General features: G+C 71.9%; 17 protein-coding genes. 12 read left to right on the plus strand and 5 right to left on the minus strand.

All coding sequences use genetic code 11. The features are described from left to right. Nucleotides 1–24: 24 nt before the first annotated feature. Together ACQPZ4_RS07145 and ACQPZ4_RS07150 are read left to right on the plus strand one after the other, a co-directional pair. Nucleotides 25–1,143 carry a serine hydrolase domain-containing protein gene (locus tag ACQPZ4_RS07145; protein WP_433057348.1) on the plus strand — a complete coding sequence of 373 codons (1,119 nt, stop codon included), beginning with the start codon at nt 25–27 and terminating at the stop codon, nt 1,141–1,143. 56 nt (nt 1,144–1,199) lie between these two features. Further along, a complete protein-coding gene (locus ACQPZ4_RS07150) occupies nt 1,200–1,430 on the plus strand; it encodes a hypothetical protein (RefSeq protein WP_433057349.1) in 231 nt (76 codons plus the stop codon). Here the strand turns inward: ACQPZ4_RS07150 and ACQPZ4_RS07155 are convergent. Continuing rightward, on the minus strand, nt 1,415–1,969 hold the full coding sequence (locus ACQPZ4_RS07155; RefSeq protein ID WP_433057350.1) for a hypothetical protein: 555 nt from the start codon (nt 1,967–1,969) through the stop codon (nt 1,415–1,417). The genes ACQPZ4_RS07150 and ACQPZ4_RS07155 overlap by 16 nt on opposite strands. 595 nt (nt 1,970–2,564) lie before the next feature. Here ACQPZ4_RS07155 and serA point away from each other — a divergent pair. From serA to ACQPZ4_RS07170, 3 genes are all read left to right on the plus strand, one after another. Continuing rightward, nucleotides 2,565–4,175: a phosphoglycerate dehydrogenase gene (serA, locus tag ACQPZ4_RS07160; protein WP_433057351.1), complete on the plus strand. Its 1,611-nt coding sequence runs from the start codon at nt 2,565–2,567 to the stop codon at nt 4,173–4,175. Nucleotides 4,176–4,303: 128 nt separating this feature from the next. Further along, entirely contained in the window at nt 4,304–5,332 is a 1,029-nt protein-coding gene (locus ACQPZ4_RS07165) for a 3-isopropylmalate dehydrogenase (RefSeq protein WP_433066334.1), read from the plus strand. Between the two features lie 137 nt (nt 5,333–5,469). Further along, nucleotides 5,470–6,567: a branched-chain amino acid aminotransferase gene (locus tag ACQPZ4_RS07170; protein WP_433057352.1), complete on the plus strand. Its 1,098-nt coding sequence runs from the start codon at nt 5,470–5,472 to the stop codon at nt 6,565–6,567. Nucleotides 6,568–6,701: 134 nt separating this feature from the next. On the opposite strand, the gene ACQPZ4_RS07175 is transcribed toward ACQPZ4_RS07170, so the two are convergent. Beyond that, nucleotides 6,702–6,974 carry a hypothetical protein gene (locus ACQPZ4_RS07175; protein ID WP_433057353.1) on the minus strand — a complete coding sequence of 91 codons (273 nt, stop codon included), beginning with the start codon at nt 6,972–6,974 and terminating at the stop codon, nt 6,702–6,704. Nucleotides 6,975–7,174: 200 nt separating this feature from the next. Then, nucleotides 7,175–7,714 carry a carboxymuconolactone decarboxylase family protein gene (locus ACQPZ4_RS07180; RefSeq protein WP_433057354.1) on the minus strand — a complete coding sequence of 180 codons (540 nt, stop codon included), beginning with the start codon at nt 7,712–7,714 and terminating at the stop codon, nt 7,175–7,177. A 322-nt stretch (nt 7,715–8,036) separates the two neighbouring features. Between ACQPZ4_RS07180 and cimA the strand changes: the two genes are divergently transcribed. Further along, nucleotides 8,037–9,638, plus strand: coding sequence for a citramalate synthase (cimA, locus tag ACQPZ4_RS07185; RefSeq protein WP_433057355.1), 1,602 nt, complete (start codon nt 8,037–8,039; stop codon nt 9,636–9,638). 121 nt (nt 9,639–9,759) lie between these two features. Here cimA and ACQPZ4_RS07190 read toward each other — a convergent pair whose 3' ends face one another. Both ACQPZ4_RS07190 and ACQPZ4_RS07195 read right to left on the minus strand, forming a co-directional pair. Next, nucleotides 9,760–10,248 carry a hypothetical protein gene (locus ACQPZ4_RS07190; RefSeq protein ID WP_433057356.1) on the minus strand — a complete coding sequence of 163 codons (489 nt, stop codon included), beginning with the start codon at nt 10,246–10,248 and terminating at the stop codon, nt 9,760–9,762. A 170-nt stretch (nt 10,249–10,418) separates the two neighbouring features. Further along, nucleotides 10,419–11,432, minus strand: a complete 1,014-nt coding sequence (locus ACQPZ4_RS07195) for an endonuclease/exonuclease/phosphatase family protein (RefSeq protein WP_433057357.1) — start codon at nt 11,430–11,432, stop codon at nt 10,419–10,421. A gap of 382 nt (nt 11,433–11,814) precedes the next feature. Here ACQPZ4_RS07195 and ACQPZ4_RS07200 point away from each other — a divergent pair, with 382 nt between their 5' ends. The 6 genes from ACQPZ4_RS07200 (at nt 11,815) to ACQPZ4_RS07225 (ending at nt 18,750) form a co-directional block, all read left to right on the plus strand. Next, nucleotides 11,815–12,576, plus strand: a complete 762-nt coding sequence (locus ACQPZ4_RS07200; RefSeq protein ID WP_433057358.1) for a prolipoprotein diacylglyceryl transferase — start codon at nt 11,815–11,817, stop codon at nt 12,574–12,576. After that, a complete protein-coding gene (locus tag ACQPZ4_RS07205; protein ID WP_433057359.1) occupies nt 12,573–12,944 on the plus strand; it encodes a hypothetical protein in 372 nt (123 codons plus the stop codon). The genes ACQPZ4_RS07200 and ACQPZ4_RS07205 overlap by 4 nt, the downstream gene beginning before the upstream one ends. Beyond that, a complete protein-coding gene (locus tag ACQPZ4_RS07210; protein ID WP_433057360.1) occupies nt 12,941–14,548 on the plus strand; it encodes a radical SAM protein in 1,608 nt (535 codons plus the stop codon). The genes ACQPZ4_RS07205 and ACQPZ4_RS07210 overlap by 4 nt, the downstream gene beginning before the upstream one ends. Before the next feature lie 397 nt (nt 14,549–14,945). After that, entirely contained in the window at nt 14,946–15,215 is a 270-nt protein-coding gene (locus tag ACQPZ4_RS07215) for a hypothetical protein (RefSeq protein WP_433057361.1), read from the plus strand. Between the two features lie 81 nt (nt 15,216–15,296). Beyond that, on the plus strand, nt 15,297–16,028 hold the full coding sequence (locus ACQPZ4_RS07220; RefSeq protein WP_433057362.1) for a hypothetical protein: 732 nt from the start codon (nt 15,297–15,299) through the stop codon (nt 16,026–16,028). A 1-nt stretch (nt 16,029) separates the two neighbouring features. Beyond that, nucleotides 16,030–18,750 carry a glycogen debranching N-terminal domain-containing protein gene (locus ACQPZ4_RS07225; RefSeq protein WP_433057363.1) on the plus strand — a complete coding sequence of 907 codons (2,721 nt, stop codon included), beginning with the start codon at nt 16,030–16,032 and terminating at the stop codon, nt 18,748–18,750. Nucleotides 18,751–18,841 lie beyond the last annotated feature (91 nt).

The following is an 18,841-nucleotide window of genomic DNA, read 5'->3' on the forward strand; positions in this document are numbered from 1 at the left end:
TTTCTCGCACCCAATGTGGACCGCTTGCTCGCACCCTACGTGGATCGCGGCGAACTTCCCGGCGCGGTAGCCGTCGTCGATCGCGGCGGCCGGACCGAGGTGACCGCCGTGGGCTCGGCGATCCTGGGCGGCGCCGCGATGACGCCCGACTCCATCTTCCGGATCGCCTCGGCCACCAAGCCCATCACGGCGGCGACACTGCTGACCCTGGTGGACGACGGCGCGGTACACCTGGACGCTCCCGCGCGCGAATGGCTCCCGGAGCTGTCGGCCCCGATGGTCGCCCGGACGCCGGACACCCTCGACCTGATCCCCGCGGCGCGCCCGATCACCGTCCGCGACCTGCTCACCTCCACGACGGGCTGGGGCTTCCCCTCCGACTTCGACCTGCCGGCCGTCCAGGCGCTGTTCCCCGTCCAGCACGACGGCCGCCGCGTCCGCGCGTTCCCGCCGCGCGACGTGTGGCTGGCGCAGCTGGCCGGCGTGCCGATGCTCTACCAGCCCGGTCAGGCCTGGTTGTACGACACGAGCTCCACCCTCCAGGGCGCGCTCATCGAACGCGCGACCGGCCGCACGCTGGGCGAGGTGATGGCGGAGCGCCTCTTCGGCCCCCTGGGCATGCGCGACGCCGCGTTCCACGTCCCGGCGGGGAGCATGGCCCGGTTCACCGCCTGCTACCAGCTGGGCCCGGCCGGCCTCGAGGTCTTCGACCCGCCCGAGGGCGACTTCGCGGCGCCGCCGGCGTTCGAGCTCGGCAACGGCGGCCTGGTCATGACCGCGGGCGACTGGGCGGCGTTCGGCCGCATGCTGCTGGCGGGCGGCGTCGCGCCGGACGGCCGGCGGCTGCTGTCGGAGTCCTCCGTACGGGCGATGCTCACCGACCAGACGACGCCCGACCAGCGCGCGTCCGGGCGGCTGTTCCTCGAGGAGGGCCAGGGCTGGAGCTTCGGCGGGTCGGTGGACCTGTCGGCTTCGGCGCAGGGCCTCGTGCCGGGCCGCTACGGGTGGGTCGGCGGCTCCGGCACCTCGGCGTTCGTGACGCCTTCCTCGGACACCGTCGCCGTGCTGTTCACGCAGGTCGCCATGGCCGGCCCGGGCACCCCGGAGTGGATGTACGACTTCTGGCGCCACGCCGCGGCGTGATCCTCTCGTGGCGCGAGCGTCGCGTCACGGTCGGCTTCAGGCCCGAACGACGCGGCGTGATCCTCTCCGGCCGCGAACGTCGCGTCACGGCCGGCTTCACGCCCGAACGACGCGGCGTGATGGTCGCGGCGCGGCGCCGCGGGCTTCTTGACGCTGCGCGGCGGGCTGATCGACGGCTGGCGTCGCGTCGTGGCGTGATCGACGAGAACGGCCCCGGCGGGCAGGGAGTTTCGCGCCGGGGCCGTTCGGTCTTTCCCGAGCTCGCGCGAGGTCAGGAGCGCACGTAGTCCTTGTCGTCGCCGTACGGCTGCTCGGCCGCGTAGTCCTTGTCCTCGGCGTACGCCTTGTCGTCGCCGTACGCGTGCTCGTCGGCGTAGCCCTTGTCCGCGTCGTAGCCCTTGTCCCCGTCGTAGGCCCGGTCGCCCTCGTACGCCTTCTCGCCCTCGTAGGCCTTCTCGCCCTCGTAGGCCTTGTCGCCGTCGTAGTGCTGCTCGCCGTCGTAGTGCTTGTCGGCGTCGTAGTCCTTCGGCTCGTGGTCGTCGGCGTAGTTCTTCTGCTCGTCGTACGCCGGCTCGTGACCCGCCTCGTAGCCGTGGACCCGCTCCTCGATGCGCTCGATGGCCTCGTGGATCTTCTCCTCGATGTCCCCGTGCGCGTCGTAGCCCGCCCCGTGGGCGTCGTAGTTCGCCTCGTGCGCGTCGTAGCCGGGCTTGTAGCCGGCCTCGTGCGCGTGGGCGTCGTAGCCGGGCTCGTGCCCCGCGTCGTAGCCCGCCTCGTACCCGTGCTCCTGTCCGGCGTCGTAGCCGCCGTCGTCGTAGTCGCTCATCTCGCTTCTCCTCGCCGGTACCGGGTGTCGCTGACGCCGATGGACACGTCCCCCACGCCGCCCCGGGTTCAGGCGCCGACGGTCAGGAGTGCGACACCACCGGCCGCATCGCGCGGACGCGCCGCCCCCTCCGCGCGGACGCGCCGCCCCCTCCGCGCGGGAGCGCCGCCCCCTCCGCGCGGGAGAGACCCCAGCGGGCAAGGCCATGAAGACGCGTCCGCGCGGCGCGACGACGCGCGGGTGCGTGCGAGTCGCCGGCGGACGCGTCCGCGCGAATGGGCGACGGCCGGGTTGGCCGGTCGCCGGAAAGCGCTTCGCCGGCCGCCGGTTGATTCGGGTCCGAAGGAGCCGGACCCGAGCGGAAAACCCCGGATACGTGAGCGTCCGGCTACCCAGCGGTGATCATTCCGGGGACTTCGCGCGAGCGGGCTGTGATCGCGCTCACTTGTTTGGGTACGTGGTGGGTGGGGCTGCGGGCCTACCATCGCGGGAAGAGGCCGTCCGCCCGGCCCCGTCGCGGTTCCCCCAGTGCGTGGCGGGCAGTGTCGCGCGCCCGCGCAGCCGACGCCGACCGAAGCCTGGAAGTCGAGGTCCCATGATCCTCCCTCCCGAACGCCCGGTGGTGCTCATCGCCGAGGAGCTGGCGCCCGCCGCTCTCGAGGTGCTCGCCGACGACTACGAGGTCCGTCACATCGACGGTACCGACCGCCCCGCCCTGCTGGCCGCGCTCGCCGACGCGAGTGCCGTGATCGTTCGCAGCGCCACGCGCATCGATGCGGAGGCCGTTGGCGCGGCGCCGCGGCTCAAGGTCGTCGCCCGGGCCGGGGTCGGCCTGGACAACGTCGACGTGCCGGCCGCGACCGCGCGTGGCGTGATGGTCGTCAACGCCCCCACGTCCAACATCGTCTCCGCGGCCGAGCAGGCCGTCGCGCTGCTGCTCGCCGTCGCGCGGAACACGGCCGCGGCGTCCGCGGCGTTGAAGGCGGGGGAGTGGAAGCGCTCGAAGTACACCGGTGTGGAGCTGTCGGGCAAGACCGTCGGCGTGGTCGGGCTCGGTCGCATCGGCGTGCTCTTCGCTCAGCGGATGGCCGCGTTCGGGGTCCGGCTGGTCGCCTACGACCCGTACATCCAGCCGGCGCGGGCCGCGGCACTGGGAGTACGACTGCTGGGGTTGGATGAATTGCTGCGGGAGAGCGACTTCATCTCGATCCACCTGCCCAAGACGCCGGAGACTGTCGGGCTGATCGGCGTGCGCGAGCTCGGCATCGTCAAGCCCGGCGTGCGGATCATCAACGCGGCGCGCGGGGGCCTCGTCGACGAGCAGGCGCTGGCCGACGCGATCGCCGACGGCCGGGTCGCGGGCGCGGGCATCGACGTGTTCAGCAAGGAGCCGTGCGTCGCCTCGCCGCTGTTCGCGTTCGACAGCGTCGTGGCCACGCCGCACCTGGGCGCCTCCACGGTGGAGGCCCAGGACAAGGCCGGTCTGGCCGTCGCGCGCTCCGTCAAGCTCGCGCTCGACGGCGAGTTCGTCCCCGACGCGGTGAACGTGCAGGTCGGCGGCGTGGTCGCGGAGGAGGTGCGGCCGCTGCTGCCGCTGGCGGAGAAGCTGGGCGCCGTGTTCACCGCGGTCGCGGGCGGCATCGCGGCGTCGGTGACGGTCGAGGTGCACGGCGAGGTGGCCAAGCACGACGTGTCGGTCCTCAAGCTGGCCGCCACGAAGGGCCTGTTCGGAAGCGTGGTGGCGGAGCAGGTCACGTACGTGAACGCGCCCCATCTGGCGGCCGACCGCGGCGTGGAAGTAGCACTCGCGGTCTTCACCGACTCCTCCGACCAGCCCAACCTGGTGACCGTGCGTGGAGCCCTGCCCGACGGGCGGGTAGCCTCGGTGTCCGGTACGTATGTCGCGGGCCCGCGCGAGGCGCTGAAGCTGACCGAGATCGACGGCTTCAGTCTCGAGCTGGCGGCCGACGGCGTGCTGCTGTTCTTCCGCTACGCCGACCGCCCCGGCGTGGTGGGCACGGTGGGGTCGATACTGGGTTCCGCGGGGGTCAACATCGCGGCGATGCAGGTCGCGCGGCGCGAGGCCGGCGGGGAGGCGCTCATGACGCTGACCGTCGACCAGGCGGTCGCGGCGGACCTGCTCGGCGAGGCCCAGCTGGCGATCGGCGCGACCGCGGCAAGCACGGCGGACCTGTCCGCCGATTGAGAGACTTTCCTCTTACGAGGGCGGGGAGCGTGGCGGCGCTCCCCGCCCTCATTCTCATTTCATGGGACGTGCGTCCACTGATTAGGACAGCGGCGTACGGTTGGGCGGTCTATCGAGAGGGGCGCGTGGTGGCGAAGATCGCGGTTGTGGCCGGTGACGGGATCGGCACGGAGGTGGTGGCGCAGGCGCTGAAGGTGCTTCGCGTGGTGCTGCCCGGCGTCGAGACGACCGACTACGACCTGGGCGCCGCCCGGTACAACCGCACCGGCGAGGTCCTGCCGGACAGCGTCCTGGAGGAGCTGCGCGGCCACGACGCCATCCTGCTCGGCGCGGTCGGCGACCCCAGCGTCCCGCCGGGCGTGCTGGAGCGCGGCCTGCTGCTGAAGCTGCGCTTCGACTTCGACCAGTACGTGAACCTGCGCCCCTCCCGCCTCTGGCCGGGCACCACGAGCCCGCTCGCCGGGGTCAAGCCGGGCGAGATCGACCTCGTCGTGGTCCGCGAGGGCACCGAGGGCCTGTACGTCGGGGCCGGCGGCAACCTGCACCCCGGCACTCCGGCCGAGGTCGCGACCGAGGAGAGCCTCAACACGTGGCACGGCGTCGAGCGCGTCATCCGCGACGCCTTCGCCCGCGCGGCCAAGCGCGCCCGCCGCAAGGTCACGCTGGTCCACAAGACCAACGTGCTCACCCACGCCGGCGGCCTGTGGGCGCGGACCTTCAACGCGGTGAAGGCCGAGTTCCCGGACATCGAGACCGAGTACCAGCACGTGGACGCGGCCGCGATGTTCCTGGTCAGCAACCCGCAGCGGTACGACGTCGTCGTCACCGACAACCTCTTCGGCGACATCCTGACCGACATCGCCGCCGCGGTCACCGGCGGCATCGGCCTGGCCGCCAGCGGCTCCATCAACCCGGAGCGGGCGTTCCCGTCGATGTTCGAGCCGGTACACGGATCGGCACCCGACATCGCGGGCAAGGGCGTCGCCGACCCGTCGGCCGCCGTGCTGTCCACCGCGCTGCTGCTGGACCACCTCGGCCACCCCGAGGCGGCCGCGCGCGTCACCGAGGCCGTCGGCAACGAGGTCGCCGCGCGGACGCCCGGCTCGGCGCTGTCGACCGACGCGATCGGCGACCGCCTGGCCGGCGCTGTCGCGTAGCAAGCGCTGCCGCTGTCAAGCGCCACCGCGAAGCAGAGCAAGCCCGCGTGCTGGCTGCGATTGAACGTCCGTTCGGGTAAGTTGGCGGCACGGCACGCGCAGTGAGCGTGCCGCCGCGACCTTTTGTGGAGGCATGCATGAACGGCGGTGAAACGCTCGATTTCGAGATTCGTCCGAACCCGCAGCCCGTAGCCGCCGCGGAGCGATCCGCGCTGATGGTCAACCCGGGGTTCGGCCGGATCTTCACCGACCACATGGTCACCGTGCGCTATGCCGACGGCAAGGGCTGGTACGACGCGCGCGTCGAGGCGCGCGCGCCCATCCCGATGGACCCGGCGAGCGCGGTGCTGCACTACGCGCAGGAGATCTTCGAGGGGCTCAAGGCCTACCGCGCGGCCGACGGCGGCGTGACGATGTTCCGCCCGGACGCGAACGCGGCCCGGTTCCGCAACTCGGCGCAGCGCCTGGCCATGGCGCCGGTGCCCGAAGGGCTGTTCCTGGACTCCCTGGAGCAGCTCATCCGGGCCGACCGGGACTGGGTGCCGACCGAGGCCGAGGGCAGCCTCTACCTGCGGCCCTTCCAGTACGCCAGCGAGGTCTTCCTGGGCGTGAAGCCGTCCTCGGAGTACCTCTTCGTGGTCATCGCCTCGCCGGTCGGCAGCTACTTCAAGGGCGGCGTGCAGCCGGTCAGCGTCTGGGTGACGCGCGACTACACGCGGGCGGCCCCCGGCGGCACGGGCGCGGCCAAGTGCGGCGGCAACTACGCGGCGAGCCTGGTGGCCCAGGCCGAGGCCATCGAGCACGGCTGTGACCAGGTCGTCTTCCTGGACGCGGTCGAGCAGAAGTACGTCGAGGAGCTCGGCGGCATGAACGTGTTCTACGTCTTCGAGGACGGTTCGATCACGACGCCGCCGCTGTCCGGCTCGATCCTGCCCGGCATCACGCGCGAGTCGATCATGCGACTCGCCGCGGACAAGGGGCATGCGGTGCGGGAGGAGCTGTACTCGTACGACCAATGGCGCGCGGACGCCGCGTCCGGGCGCCTGCGCGAGGCGTTCGCGTGCGGGACGGCCGCCGTCATCACGCCCATCGGTACCGTCCGCGACGCCGACGGCGAGTTCACGGTCGGCGACGGCAAGGCCGGCGACGTGACGATGGGGCTGCGTGAACAGCTCGTGTCGATCCAGCGCGGCACCGCCCCCGACCCGCACGGCTGGGTGCACCGCGTCTTGTAATGAACCGTTCACAAGGGCGGCGCCGGGATTCGCTCCCGGCGCCGCTTTTGCCTTTTCGGACATTTCGGAATGGTGCACGTACGGCCGTGATGCCGCGCACTTGACGGGTTCGCCGAGCGCGCATTGAAGATGCTCTACGCCGTCCAGCGCCCCAGATTCGAGTTCCGGCCGGCGCCCGGGCGCGTGCCGCGGGGCGACGGGCGGTCGTAGGCGAGCTGCAGCGCCTCCTTGGCGAGCTGCGCGTCCGCGCACGGCCAGAACGCCTTGCACTCGCAGAAGTTGTCGGTACGCGGACGGTGCGCGTCGTGCAGCGCCCGCGCGACGCGCCAGAGCATCGGATCGGCACAGCCGACGGGTGGATCGACCGGCGGCTCGGCGGCCGGTTCTCGCGGAACTCCGTCGATCATGTCGCGCCCCCAATTGCCCGAGACCACAATGCGCACCCGATGTGCCGATGAGCCACAACGGTAACGGCGATCCCGCCCCGAACGCAGACACGCTGTGCGCAAGTTGCACAGACGGGTTAAGCCGGACGTGGGGACAAAGCGGCAGAAATGCGTACGGGTGCCGGGGCCGCCACCCCGACACCCGTACAAGAGGAAAGCTCCTAGTAGGAAGCCGCCTCTGCATCGAGGGTTACCGCCAGCGCGTGAACAACCGCGGCGGCGCGCAACACCTCGTCGACCACTTCGCGGGACACCCCTGCACCACGAAGCGATCTTTCGTGCGATTCCAGGCACACCCCGCACCCGGTGATCGCGGATACTGCCACTGACCACGCCTCGACGTCGGCGGCGCCGACCCCGGGCGTGGAGGAGACCTGGCGGCGCAGACGCGCGGGCAGGCCCTGGTACGCCTCGTCACCGATCAGGTGCTTGGCGCGGAAGTAGACGTTGTGCAGGGCCATCCGCGACGCGACCGCCTTGGCGGCCTCGATCGCCTCCGGCTTGAGCCGGTCCGAGGCCTCGGCGGCGACCGCGCGGATCACCGGCACACTGCGGGTCGTCATCGCGCTCGCGAGCACGGCGCCCCACAGCTGCTGCTCGTCCAGCAGGTCCGTGGCGAGGACGGAGTCGAGGTTGATGAGCAGATCGCGCGCGTACGGCGGAATGGCCGCCCTCAGCGTCTCCAGACCCACGTTCCTCACCCCCTCACCAACGGTGATCGACGCCCCCGAGCGGGACGCCCTGCCGAACTGGGTTCAACAGTGACCGACGCTCGTTACGGGGACGTGACGAACAGGGTGAATCGTGAAGCAGATCACCCCGGTTCTCAAAATCCGGAATCACGTGTCACGGATGGCGCATGCGTGGCAAGCTACCGAACGTGACTCGGCTCATTATTGGCCCCTAGCGCGCCCGGCATCCATCCGCCGGACGCGCAGACCTCTCGCATTTGCGGGGGGTCTTTTTGTTGGCCCCGATCCGCCGAGCCCAAGGCCCCCCTCTTCCCGCCAAAGGAGCACAACCATGCAGGTGTACGACACGACGCTGCGCGACGGGGCCCAGCGTGAGGCGATCAGCTACTCCGTCGTCGACAAGCTCGCGGTCGCACGACTGCTCGACGAGTTCGGCGTCGGATTCATCGAGGGCGGCTGGCCCGGGGCCATGCCCAAGGACACCGAGTTCTTCCGCAGGGCACGCACGGAGCTCAACCTCAAGCACGCCGTGTTCGTCGCGTTCGGCGCCACCCGCAAGGCCGGCGTGCGCGTGCAGGACGACCCCCAGGTCCGCGCGCTGCTCGACGCCGAGACCCCCGCCGTCACGCTGGTGGCCAAGTCCGACATCCGCCACGTGGAGCGCGCGCTGCGGACCACCCGCGAGGAGAACCTCGCGATGGTGCGCGACACCGTCGAATACTTCGTCTCCGAGGGCCGCCGCGTCTTCCTCGACTGCGAGCATTTCTTCGACGGGTACCGTTTCGACCCCGACTACACCGCCAGTGTCGCCGCCGCCGCCCTCGCCGCGGGCGCGGAAGCGGCCGTCATGTGCGACACCAACGGCGGCATGCTGCCCTCCCTCATCAGCCGCACGATCGCCGAGGTCAAGGACCGTCTCGCGGTCGCCCTCGGGGTCAGCGCCGAGGAGGCCGTCGCGCGCCTGGGCATCCACTGCCAGAACGACACCTCCTGCGCGGTCGCGAACACCGTCGCCGCGGTCGAGGCCGGCGTACCGCACTTCCAGTGCACCGCCAACGGCTACGGCGAGCGCCCCGGCAACGCCGACCTCTTCGCCGTCGTCGGCAACCTGCAGCTCAAGCTCGGCATGCCCGTCCTACCGGAGGGCTGCATCGAGCAGATGGTGCGCGTCTCGCACTCCATCGCCGAGATCGCCAACATCGCACCCGACACCCACCAGGCCTATGTCGGGTCGTCAGCGTTCGCTCACAAGGCGGGCCTGCACGCGAGCGCGATCAAAGTGGATCCCGTGCTGTACAACCACATCGACCCCGTCGTCGTGGGCAACGACATGCGGATCCTGGTCACCGAGATGGCCGGCCGGGCCAGCATCGAGCTCAAGGCGCGCGAGCTCGGTGTCGACCTGGCCGGCAACCCGGAGGCGCTCTCCCGCGTCACGAACCGGGTGAAGGAGCTGGAGGCGCAGGGCTGGTCGTTCGAGGCCGCGGACGCGTCGTTCGAGCTGCTCGCACGCGCGGAGCTGGCCGAGGGCGCGGTGCCCAAGCCGTTCGCCCTGGAGTCGTACCGCGTGCTGGTCGAGCACCGCGAGGACGGCGCCGTGGTCTCCGAGGCGACCGTGAAGGTGCGCGTCCGCGGGGAGCGGGTCATCGCCACCGCCGAGGGCAACGGCCCCGTCAACGCGCTCGACGAGGCCCTGCGCGTGGCCCTGACCAGGCACTACCCGGAGCTCGGCCGCTTCCAGCTGGCCGACTACAAGGTCCGCATCCTCGAGGGCAGCCACGGCACGGGCGCGGTCACGCGGGTGCTCGTGGAGACCCACGCGACCGGGGACGACTGGACGACCGTCGGGGTGCACGAGAACGTGGTCGAGGCCAGCTGGCAGGCCCTGGTCGACGCGCTCACCTACGGCCTCTCGCACGCCGTGCGGGTCTGAACCACGCGCGCGGGGGCGGGCCCGTCTGGGACCGCCCCCTGTTCGCTACGGGCGCCCGCACGGTGTGCGGGTCTGCATCACGTGCGCGGGGGCGGCCCCGGGTGGGACCGCGCCCTGCTCGCTACGGGCACTTGTTCTGTTTATAAGCGGCAAGCGCGGCCGGGTCAGGAACAAACCGCCAAACGCCGCTCTGGTACTTCACTGTGTTCTGCCCCGTCGTCTGCCCGCTGCCGGCGACCGGGGTGTGCGTCCACTTGATCGTCGCCGTCGAGTCGTCGACCGGGGTCACGCCCGTGACCTGATACTGCCCCTGCTGTCCCGTGCAGGTGGCCACCAGCTCGATGTAGGCGTCCTTGCCGATCGATGCCTTGGCGTCATCGGTCCACAGGTCGTAGGCCCCGGCCCAGTCGCCCTCCGACAGGTTGTCGAACAGCTGCTCGGCCGCGACCTGCGCCGACTGCGCGTCCTGCGGCTGCGCGGTCACCTCCACCGTCGGCCGGTCGGACGGCGAGTCCGCCTCGTCGTCCTTGCTGTCCGAGCAGGCGGCCGCCGCACTCAGGATCAGCGGCACGGCGATGGCGAGCGCGAGGCCGCGAAACGTTCGTGTCACCCATCTGCTCCAACGTGGTTCCGTTCGGGCGGGGGCCCGATCCGTACGTGAAGGTACTCCCGGCCAACGAACCGCGTATAGCCGGAGGTACGCCTTCGGTACGTTCGGCCCGGTTTCTGGGTCTCTTTCGTTTTGCGGCGTTCGGCCGCTTTCCGCCGTGGGCAGCTTCTTTACTGCTTGGGCAGCACGAGTTCCGCGAACACGGCCTTGTGGTCGCTGTCCGGGATGCGGTGGACCGACACCTGCCGGACCCCCACGCGCTTGTCCGCCACCACGTGGTCCAGCACGACGCCGGGAATGAACCACCGTTCGTCGTACGGCCACGACGCCTCGAACCCCGCCCCCGCGACGTCCGCGGCGTCGCGGTAGCCCGTGTCGAGCAGCGCGCGGAACTTCTCGTGGTCCAGCGTCGCGTTGAAATCGCCGATGAGCAGGTTGACCGTTCCGTCCGGCGTCGCCGCGGGCTCCTGCGCGATGTCGCGCTCCCAGCATCCGGCCCCGTGCGCGGTCGCGGGGGCGCACGGATGCGCGGACTCGACCCGCAGGTCCTTCGCGCCCGGGACCGCCACGCCGGCCTGCGCCTGGCCGAAGGTCGAGGGGAACTGCCGGTACCCCAGGTCGGTCACCGGAAAGCGGCTGTACACGGCCGACCCCGTCACGCCCGGGCGCGGGTACGACACCGCGTTGGGCAGCATGTCGTCAAGGCCGGCCGAGTCCAGCGCGACCTTGGCCTCCGGCGTGTACTCCTGGAACGCCACCAGATCCACGTTCAGCCGCCGCACCAGCCCGACGATCGTCGCCGCGTCCGCGCCGCCCATGAGCATGTTGACGCTCAGGACCCGCAGCCCCGGCCCGTCCTGCGGCTCCGGCGACGTGTCCGAGATCCACCGCGGCAGCACACACGCCGCGAGCGCAACCGTCGCGATCGCCGTGACCAGCGCCGGCCAGATCCGCTTGGTCAGCAGCGCCACCAGCAACGGCACCAACGACGCGGCCGCGACATACGGTGTGAAAGCGATCAGTTGTACCGTCGGGAAGCCGCTGTCCAGCCCGAACACCCGGAACACGGCCCACACCACGAACGGGATCGCCATCAGCCACACCACGGCGCTCCACCACCGGCGCCGACGAGGCCGCACCGGCTTCTCGGGCAGCAACGGCAGGGTGTCCTCCGTGGTGACCATCCCGCCAGCCTAGGTGAGTCGTGCAACGAGCGGCCCGTTCGTCACAGGACCTTCACGTCGGCTTCGCGTCCGCGCCCGCTGTGTTCCCTATGGCCGCTTTCGCGGCCGCGCTTCGTGTCGTCCCGCGTCTTTTGCCGTCTTGCCGCGTCTCTTGCCGCATCCTTTGCCGCATCCGCGCGTGTCCGCTGTTCGCGTTTTGTCGCGTCCGCGCGTTGTTGCGGTGCGCGTCTGCCGCGTCCGCGCGTCGTTGTCGCACGCGTTTTGTCGCATCCGCGCGTTGTTGCGGTTCGCGCCCGCGCGGACGCGTGTGACCTGGGTGTAGCCGTTCGGGCAGCGCGGAAGAGCCGCCCGACGTCGCGCGGTGGCACTAGGCTCGTCATCCGTGCACCCGGTGTTGGCGCGGCTCGGCCCGGTGGCGATCCTGTCCCACGACGTCTTCGTCGCGCTCGGCGTCGGGGTCGCCGCCCTCGTGCTGCTCTGGGAGATCCGCCGGCGCGAGGCCCAGGACGAGCGCCTGTGGTACGTCCTGGCCGGTGCCCTCGTCGGCGGCGCGCTCCTCGCGCGGCTGGGCACCTGGGCGCAGCACCTCGACATGAGGGACAACGCGGGGCTGCTGGAGCAGTGGGCGTACGGCAACCGCAGCATCCTCTCCGGGCTCCTCGGCGCCTACCTGGGTGCCCTGCTGGGCAAGCGGATCGGGGGCTATCCCCACAAGACCGGCAACCTGTTCGCCCCCGCCGTCGCCGCGGGCATGGCGGTCGGCCGGATCGGCTGCCTCCTGGCCGAGCCGCCGGGCACCCCGACGAGCCTGCCGTGGGGCATCCGCCTCGACGACGCGCACGCCGCGGCCATGCACGTCCCCGCCAACGTGCCGCTGCACCCGTCGTTCGTCTACGAGATCCTGTTCCACCTGGCCGCGTTCGCCGCCCTGATCGCGCTGCGCGGACGCGTCACCGCGCCGGGGCGGCTGTTCACGTACTACCTCGCCGCGTACGCCGCGTTCCGCTTCGGCGTCGAGTTCGTGCGGGGCAACGAGGTCGTCTGGGCCGGGCTCACCCGGTCCCAGCTGTTCCTGCTGGCGTTGCTGCCGCTGACCGTCGCCCGATTCGCCTGGACGCGTACGCGCCCTGTGGAGGTCACATGAGCTGGACGGTTCCCCCTCCGCCACCGCCGCCCATGCCCGAGCGGCCGATCCGGACGCGGCAGGTCTTCCTCGGCATCGGCCTGGTCATGGCCGTCCAGCTCGTCGCCGTCCTGATCGGCGTCGGCGCGGTGGTGCTGGGCAACAACAGCTCCAACTCGGAAAACGGCCTGATCGGCGTGTGGCTCGAGCTTCTGCTGCAGTTCGCGATCTTCGTGGCCTGCCTCGCGACCGGCATCGTCTGGATCGTGCACAAGGACCGGGGCCTCGGTTTGGGCCTCCTCATCGGCTGGGGCGCCAGCGTGCTGATCTGCCCCGCCGTCGGCATCGGCGTCTGCCTTGCCATCGTCAGCAACCAGGGGCAGCTATGACCATCGGCACCGGCATGCAACTGCGGGGCGACCGCATCCATCGCTACGTCAACGCGTTCTGTCCGGCCTGCGCGGCCGACAACCCTCCACTGCAGACGGTGCAGCGGCTCTCGGGCTGGCTCGCCGAGCGCGACGGGCGGATCTGGCTCGAACGCGGGTGCCCGGTCCACGGCCTGGTCCGCACGCTCTACGACGAGAATCCCGAGATTCTGCGGTACCTCGAGCGCTGGACCGCCCCCACCAAGACGCACATCCCCGACGTCGCGGGCAACTTCGCCCCGGTCCCGTCCGCCTACCTGGCCGGGCTGCCCGAGATGCAGACCCAGCACACCTGCATCCTGCTCGCCGACCTCACCGACAGCTGCAACCTGCGCTGCCCGACCTGCTTCACCGACTCCTCGCCGGCCATCGAGGGCGCCGTACCGCTCGCCGACGTCCTCGCCGGCGTCGACGCCAAGCTGTCCCGCGAGAACGGCCGCATCGACGTGCTCATGCTCTCCGGCGGCGAGCCGACCCTGTACCCCTGGCTGGAGGAACTGCTCGCCGAGGTCAGCGCCCGCAACGTGGTCCGGGTCCTGATCAACTCCAACGGCGTGCGGATCGCGCGCGACGACGCGCTGCTCGACCTCCTCACCCGCCACCGCGAGCGCGTCGAGGTGTACCTGCAGTACGACGGCGTGTCCGAGCGCGCCGCCCGTCACCACCGCGGCGCCGACCTGCGCCGCCTCAAGGACCAGGCCGTCGACCGCCTCTCCGCGCGCGGCATCTTCACCACCCTCACCATGACCTGCGCCCTGGGCGTCAACGACGACGAGATCGGCGCGGTCGTGAAGCGCGCCCTGGACACCCCGTACGTCGGCGGCGTCTCCCTGCAGCCCCAGTTCGGCTCGGGCCGCTCGGGCGCGATCGACCCGCTCGACCGCCTCACCCACACCGGCGTCCTCGCCCGCCTCGGCCCGCAGACCGGCGACCTGGTCACCTGGCGCGACCTCACGGCCCTGCCCTGCTCCCACCCGCACTGCTGCTCGGTCGGCTACCTCCTGCGCGACGACGCGGGCGACTGGAAGTCGATGACCGCCCTGATCGGCCACGACCGCCTGCTGGAGTTCCTCGACCTCGCCCCCGACCTGGTCGCCAACCGCATCGCGGACGTCCAGCTGCCCGCGGCCCTGCGCACCGCCGTCAAGGACTCGCTGCTGGGCCTGCTGTCCGAGCAGTCGTCCCTGTCCCACCCCGACGTCGGCAACCTGTGGCGCGACATCTGCGAGAACTGCGACCTGGGCATCTCGACCCTCACCACGCTGGTCTCGGCCTCGCTCCCGGGCGGCCGCAACCGCCTGCGCAAGATGCTCGGCGAACGTGTCAAACGCATCACCGTCAAGCCGTTCATGGACATGCACACGATGATCGAGGAGCGGCTCCTGCAGTGCTGCGTCCACGTCGCCACCCGCCGCACGGACGCGGAGGGCACCCACGACCAGTGCGCCCCGTTCTGCGCGGTACAGGCCTGGCCCGAGCTGTCCGCCCAGCGCCTGCCCCGGGCGACGCGCCCGCTGCTTCCCCTGGCCCCGCGCGCGGGGGCGGCCGCGGAGGTGACCCCGTGACGCCGACGGCCTGCCGTTCCGCGCGTCCTCTGCCGACGCGGCCGCTGCTCCCGCTGGCCCCGCGCGCGGGGGCGGCCGCGGAGGTGACCCCGTGACGCCGACGGCCTGCCGTTCCGCGCGTCCTCTGCCGACGCGGCCGCTGCTCCCGCTGGCCCCGCGCGCGGGGGCGGCCGCGGAGGTGACCCCGTGACGCCGACGGCCTGCCGTTCCGCGCGTCCTCCGGCGACGCGGCCGCTGCTCCCGCTGGCCCCGCGCGCGGGGGCGGCCGCGGAGGCGACCCCATGACGCCGACAGCCTGCCGCGTCGCGCCGCGTTCTTCCGAGGTGTCGCTCCTGCTTCCTGTCGCCTCCGCCGGCGGCACGCGCGGGCGCGGCCTTGCCTCCTCGGAAGTGACGTCGTGACGAGCCCGCCGGCGACGAAGCCCTACGACCCGCTGCGGCTGTGCGTCTACGCCACGATCGCCGCCCTCGCCTGGCTGCTCGGCCCGATCGCGGTGGTCGGCTTCGCCCTGCTCGGATTCGCCGGCTACCTGCGCGCCCGCCGCCAGGGCCTCACCCGGTCGAAATGCGTCCTGCGCGACACCCGGCTCGTCCTGGCGTACCTCGCCATCCTGGCCCTGGCCGGCACCGCTGCGATCGGCTGGCGGGTGTACCAGCTGCTGTCCTGACGCCCCTTCCTCCCATCCGTTCTCCGCTTCCGCGGCGGTCCTGCTGGCCCCCGCGCGGACGCGGGTCTACGGTTGGCTGCCGTGAGTGATCTGCCGCCCGCGCTCGACACCGGCTCCAACGGCGCTCCCGAGCCGGCCAAGCCCGCCCTCCTGCCCGGCTGGCTGCGCCGCACGGAGGCGGAGCAGCGCTGGCCGGCCGCCCTCGTCATCGCGATCGCGATCGTGATCCACCTGGTCCTGCCCGCCGACCTCGCCCCGCGCCCGCGCTGGCTGCTGCCGAGCCTCGAGGGCGCCATGCTGCTCACGATCGTGGTGGTCAACCCCCTGCGCATCAACCGCGAGACCCGCGTCCTGCGCCCCCTCGCGCTGGCCCTGGTCACGCTGCTGACCCTGGTCACCGCCTGGTCCGTCTGGCTGCTCGTCCAGGCCCTGTTCGACAAGACCCAGGACGAGCTCCCACCGGCCCACCTGCTGCTCTGGGGCGCCGCCATCTGGCTGACGAACGTCATCGTGTTCGCCCTGTGGTTCTGGGAGACCGACCGCGGCGGCCCCGCCGCCCGCGCGGACGCGGACACCCCGCACCCCGACTTCCTGTTCACCCAGATGCAGGTGCCCGAGCTGGCCCACCACGACTGGGAACCGGCCTTCTTCGACTACTTCTACCTGGCCTTCACCAACGCCACCGCCTTCAGCCCGACCGACACCCTGCCCATGACGATGCGCGCCAAGATGCTCATGGTCGCCGAGTCCGTCATGTCCCTGGTGACAGTCCTGCTGGTGGTAGCCCGAGCCGTGAACGTCATCGGCGGCTGACATGCCCCAGCCGTACCTCCACGACCACCTCACCTGCGTAGCCGCCCCCGCCACCTGGCTGTCCCGCCCGTCCGGCCTCCTGACCGCCGGCGCCGACGGCCTGTACGTCGAGGACCGCCGCCTCCTGTCGCGCTGGCACCTGACCCTGAACGAAACCGAACCCACCACGCTGACCGCCCGCCGCACGGGCGCGTCGTCGGCGGTGTTCTCGGCGGTGTTCTCGGCCGTGTTCTCGGCCGTGGGCGAGGTGCCGGGCCTGACGGTTCAACGCCGCCGCCTGGCCGAACCGACGGGCGGGACGGAGACCATCACGCTGTCCAACGCCTCGAACGCCCCGATCGCGGTCACCGTCGCGGTGCGGGCGGCGACCGACTTCACCGCCCTGGGCGACGTACGCGCCGGCCGTGCGGAAGGTCCGGGCCCGGCACGCGATTCCTCCGACGTGGCCGACTCGGGCCTCGGAGGCGGCGTCCGCGCCACCGAGCTGGGCCTGGCGCGCGATTCCGCCGACGTGGCTGACCCGGGCCTCGGAGGCGGCGTCCGCGCCACCGAGCTGGGCCCGGCGCGCGATTCCGCCGACGTGGCTGACCCTGGCCACGCGGCTGGCTCGGGTTTTGCCGGCGCTGAGGGCACCATCGATTGGCTGTCCTCGGACGGCATGTCAGTTCGCATCCAAACGACTCCGCCGGCCGCCGTTGCAGCGCAGACGCCCCCGCGCGCCGAGACCATCGCCGGCCCTGCGGACGCCCCGCCGTCTCCGGCCCGCGCGGAGGCGTCCCTGACCTGGCAGGCGGTGGTACCCCCGCGCGGCAGTTGGTCCGCCGAACTCCGCATCACCCGCACCGACATTCCACCGATCGCAAGGCCCAAGCGCTTCAGCGCCCTGAGGGTCACCGCCGACGACCGCCGCCTCGACGCCCTCGTACGCTCCGGCGTCCAGGACCTCGACGCCCTCCGCCGCACCGACGGCGCGGACGCGTACTACGCCGCCGGCAGCCCCTGGTACCTGACCCTCTTCGGCCGCGACGCCCTCTGGACCGCCCGCCTTGCTCTTCCCCTGGGCCACGACGTCGCCGCGGGCACCCTCCGCGCCCTAGCGGCCCGCCAGGGCACCAAGCACGACCCGGTAACGGAGGAGGAGCCGGGCCGAATCCTCCACGAACTCCGCCGCGCGGACGCGGCCCCGAGCTTCCCCCCGGTCTACTACGGCACGATCGACGCCACCCCGCTGTTCGTAACCACCCTCACCGAGGCGTACCGCTGGGGCCTGCCCGCCGCAACCGTCCGCTCCCTGCTCCCGAACGTCCGCCGCGCCCTGGCGTGGCTCACCGCCCACGACGGCTTCGTCGCCCACCACACCGACGGCCCCGGCCTGACCAACCAGGGCTGGAAGGACTCGGACGAGGCCATCCAACACGCGGACGGCCGACCCGCGCGGGGCCCGATCGCCTTGAGCGAGGTGCAGGCGTACGCCTACCGAGCCGCCCTCGACGCCGCCTGGCTCCTCGAACAGTTCTCCGGCAATGCCGCCGAGCCCAACACCCCACCCGCCACATCCACTGCCTCACACGACGCACCCACCGCCCCGCACGACGTGTCCACCGCTTCACGCGACGCGTCGGTCGCCGCACATAACCCGTCCTCCGCCGCGCACGTCGCGTCCTCCGCCCCGCACGTCGCGTCCTCCGCCCTGCACGACGCGTTCGCCGCGACGCCCGACGGTTCCACTGCTTCACAAGACGCGTCGATCGACCCTCACAAAGCACTCGCGGACTTGCCCCCAGCAGACGCGAGTGGGCAGCGCGCGGACGCGATCGTCACCGGTGGTCCGGACACGCAGAGCCTGGCCGCCGGACTGCGCGGCCTGGACGCGTGGTTCTCGGAGACGGCTGGCGGCTCGGACGCGAGCACACCCGGCGCAACGCCGCGGCGCTCGGACGCGGCGGCGGGCCCAGAACCGGCAAACAGTGGCCTGGAGGAGGCGAAGCGCTGGCGAGCATGGGCCGACCAGCTCGCCGAACGCTTCCGAGCGGCGTTCTGGTGTCCCGACGGATATCCGGCGATCGCCCTCGACGGCGACGGAGCCCGAGTCGACCTGGTGGCGTCCAACATGGGGCACCTGCTCGGAACCGGCCTCCTCGCCCCGGATGAGAGCGCCGCCGTGGCCGCGCGGCTGGCGGGGTTGCGTTCACCGTTCGGCATCCGCACGGTGTCGCCGGCCTCGGCCGGATACGACTTCCTGTCCTACCACGTCGGCTCAGTCTGGCCGCACGACAACGCGATCGCACTGCTCGGGCTGGTACGCGACGGCCACCGCGCGGAGGCGGCGGCGGTCATCACCGCGCTGCTCGACGCGGCGGAGCGGTTCGAATACCGGCTGCCGGAGCTGTACGGCGGGGACGACCTCCCCACCCCGTACCCGTCCGCATGCCGCCCCCAGGCCTGGGCCGCAGCCGTCGCCCCGGCGATGCTGACCGCACTGCTCGGCCTGGACGTGGACGTGCCGGGCGGCCGTATCACGTTCGCCCCGCTGGCCCCGTCCCCCGTCGGCGCGTACCGCGTCCGCGGCCTCAAGGTCGCCGACGGCGAACTCGACGTGAGCGTGACCGCCGCGGGTGAACTCACGGTCCACAATGGACCACTCGGCGTGACCTTCCACAACGCCGACGGCAGCCCGGCCCGCATCGCCCCACCCATGCCAAGCGACCGACACGTCCCCTGACGCGCGGACGCGAGGCCTCAAATCCCCGAAGCGCGGACTTGAGGCCTCGCGTCCGATGACGTGCGTACGTGTATGAGCAGCGGCCGACGAG

Origin of the sequence: Dactylosporangium sp. CS-033363 (genome assembly GCF_050942475.1) — a bacterium.
Lineage (GTDB): Bacteria > Actinomycetota > Actinomycetes > Mycobacteriales > Micromonosporaceae > Dactylosporangium.